Source organism: Frankia sp. CoBUL1, assembly GCF_978021245.1.
The window spans coordinates 1-2,855 of the sequence record NZ_CDXDOS010000349.1 but is presented as its reverse complement, the minus strand read 5'-3'; the positions used below and the strand labels follow the sequence as shown (position 1 = coordinate 2,855).

At 68.0% G+C, this 2,855-nt stretch carries 4 protein-coding genes and 1 pseudogene; 3 read left to right on the top strand and 2 right to left on the bottom strand.

The window, feature by feature from the left end; translation table 11 throughout:
• Positions 1-95: 95 nt before the first annotated feature.
• The 3 genes from AC08OX_RS16725 to AC08OX_RS16715 all read left to right on the top strand — a co-directional run bounded on the left by AC08OX_RS16725 (position 96) and on the right by AC08OX_RS16715 (position 1,846).
• A complete protein-coding gene (locus tag AC08OX_RS16725) occupies positions 96-272 on the top strand; it encodes a hypothetical protein (RefSeq protein ID WP_476608671.1) in 177 nt (58 codons plus the stop codon).
• A gap of 232 nt (positions 273-504) precedes the next feature.
• Positions 505-1,197, top strand: a complete 693-nt coding sequence (locus tag AC08OX_RS16720; RefSeq protein WP_476608670.1) for a PP2C family protein-serine/threonine phosphatase — start codon at positions 505-507, stop codon at positions 1,195-1,197.
• Positions 1,198-1,243: 46 nt separating this feature from the next.
• The gene (locus AC08OX_RS16715; protein ID WP_011437633.1) at positions 1,244-1,846 is read left to right on the top strand and encodes a 2-oxoacid:acceptor oxidoreductase family protein; all 603 of its coding nucleotides are present in this window, start codon (positions 1,244-1,246) and stop codon (positions 1,844-1,846) included.
• A gap of 63 nt (positions 1,847-1,909) precedes the next feature.
• Here AC08OX_RS16715 and AC08OX_RS16710 read toward each other — a convergent pair.
• A pseudogene (locus AC08OX_RS16710) lies at positions 1,910-2,134 on the bottom strand (general stress protein); the annotation flags it as partial.
• A 24-nt stretch (positions 2,135-2,158) separates the two neighbouring features.
• Positions 2,159-2,855: DUF2278 family protein (locus tag AC08OX_RS16705; RefSeq protein ID WP_476608669.1), on the bottom strand; the 697-nt coding region annotated here is incomplete at its 5' end.

Sequence of the window (2,855 nt, the reverse complement as noted above, 5' to 3'; positions counted from 1 at the left end):
GGCTCAATGATCCGTCGTCGCTGATTCCGCCAGGTTGTCAGGCTGTGTCATCAGGTCCCATGGCCCCGCGTCGACGCCAAGGAAGGCGGTGACACATGAAATGGATGACAGCGGATGGTCATCTCATCGAGGAGACGGTCGTCAAGGCCGGTCCCGAGCGTCCGGCACGAGTCCTGCGGGTGACCCGGCAGGAGCGTGCGGTCGGCCAGTATGCGTGCTGGGCCGATCTGATCGTCAATATTGATGTTCGGCGGATAACCGAAGTCGAATGAATGACCTGTTGTTGGTGCAGGCCTGAGCACGGGTCTGAGATGTCAAGGGCCACTGAGTTCTCCCCGCGAGGCGCCGTTCTGGAGGTCGTCCGTGTGCAACTTTCCGGCTGCAGAATCCTGGGACGAGACCGATCTCGCGGCCTGTGTGACCGGGGGCGTGAGAGAGAACGTTCATCGTCTCGGGGTATTCTGGCGGTCGCATCCCGCGACTCCCGGTTCGAGCGGAGACTGGGTGGAGGCGGTCGATATCGGCGCCGGCCGGCTCGCCATCTGCGTCGGCGACGCGGCCGGGCACGGCGAGCAGGCCGCGAGGTTCGCGCGACGGTTTCGGGAGGCGATGCGCCGGCACCTGCTCGCGGGCGAGGAGCCCGAGGCGACCATGCATCGCACGGTGAACGATATCGCTGGACCCGGCGATATCGAGGAAATGTTTGCTACCGCTTTTCTCGCCGTCGTCGATGCCCGGTCAGGCCAGGTGGTCTACGTCAACGCCGGGCATCCGCCCGCCCTGCACCTGCCCGGGTCCGCGGCTGGCGGCGCCCGCGAGCCACGGTCGCTCGGCCCGACCGGGCCCATCCTGTCTGACCTTTTCGCCGGAAGCGAGATCTGGTCGTCCCGATCGCTGACCATGGACGCCGGAGACCGCCTGCTGCTGTACACCGACGGCATCAGCGAGGCGCGTGACGCGCACGGCACACAGTTCGGGACGGAATCCCTGTCCGCCGGCCGGATCGGGACCGACTCGCCTGACACGTTGCTTGACCGCCTTTTCGCGCAGCTCGCCATCCATGCGCACGGGGTCGACGGGGACGACCGCACGATGGCGATCCTGGCCCGCGATCCACTGGCGGAGAGGACCCTGGCAGCTGACGGGGGCGTCGCGAGCAGCGGGGGCGTCGCGAGCAGCGTCGCGAAGCAGCATTGAGAAGCAGCGTCGCGAAGCAGCCCGGTCGGGAGAGACGAGGTCCGTCATGTTCGCGGTACGAATTCACGGGTTCGGCGGTCAGGGCGTGCTGACCATCGCCGAGCTGTTGACCATCGCGGCAGTTACGGAGGGTCGCTACGGACAGGCATCCATGGCCGGCGGGCCGGAACACATCGGCCATCCTACGGTCGCCTGCTGCCGGATCGACGACGATCCATTGCCCGGGTGGGAACCGGTCGTGTTCCCGGATGCGGTCATCGTCCGGGACGCGGCGCTGCTGCACGTCTCCGATGTGTTCCATGGACTCGGGGCGGATGGGTTCATCCTGCTCGACTCGGCACGCGACCTTGACGATTTCGGGCTGCCCAGGCTCACCCGGTACCGGCCCGAGCGGACGATCAGCATGCCCGCCAGCGAGATCGCCCAGCGCGAGCTGGGGCATCCGCTACCGAACACGGCTCTGCTCGGTGGCTTTGCCGCGTTGACCGGAATCGTTTCGATCATCGCGGTCGAGACGGCCATCCGGGAGCGGTTCGCCGGTCGGCTCGCGGACGACGGCATCGAGGCGGCCCGGGACGCCTTTGCGTTCGTCCGCTACACCGAGCGGCGCAGGGCCGGGCTTCTGCCGGTAGCCCAGGCCCAGGAATGAGCCTGGGCGCAGGCAGGCCGTGCCGGCAGTGAGCCTGGGCGCCGGCCGGCCGGCGGAGGTCCAGGTCAGCCAACCTGTGACCTGCTCGACCGTGCGCAGGCCGCAGCCGATGATGGCGGTCTTCTCCACCGGGAAACCAAGGTCGGAAAGTTGGTCGACGGCCCTCTCGGCCTCGCTGTAGGTGTCGAAGGTGGCCACCACCACCTGCTGCGGCCCGCCTACCCGGTCCACCGGGGTCCCGCCCGGAGCATCATCGAAGCGCGGGTTCCCGCGGTGGAGAACATCCATCCGAGGCCGAAAGGTGATCCGAGGTCAGAAGACGATGGTGTGTCCTTCGCGGGATGCGTCGGTGGCGGTGTAGGCGACGCCGTCGACTTTCAGACCGTCCTGATCAAGCAGGGTGATGATGCCGCCCCGGTTGCCCAGCCCGACCGGGGGTGCGAGCGGGATCCGCACGGTGTCCCCGGCTGGCAGGTTGGTGGGCGGAAGGGGGAAACGGTGCCGACCGCTGTCGATGATCGTCCAACCGGTGAGGTCGACGGGCCCTGGGGTGGTGTTGAGCAGGGTGACGGACTCGGCTTCCGGTGCCGGTCCGATGGGGTTGACCAGGGCGGCGACGATGCGCAGGCGCCGGTCGGGTTCCCCGGGGGCTGGTTGGCCGCCCGGTCCGGCTGATGGAACGGCGCGCAGGGTGTGGCCGGTCGTGTCGTCGGTGTGCCAGGCCTGGCTCTGGAAGGCCAGGAACAGTGCTGTCCAGCGGCCCGCGGTGGGGAAGTGGAAGAGCAGGGCACCGTCCTGCCAGCTGCCGTCGTCGGCGATGAAGCGACCGCTGTTGCCCTGGTTCATGTGGACGTCATGCACGCCGTTGCCGGGTACGAAGCCAAAGATCTTATCTGGTTTCGTGGGCTCGGGCCCCCATCGCTGGCCGAAGGCGTAAATGTGGCTGGTCGGATCGGCGGTCGCACGCTGGACGTGGTGGTCGAGGCGGTCGGCGAGATCGTTGTCCGGG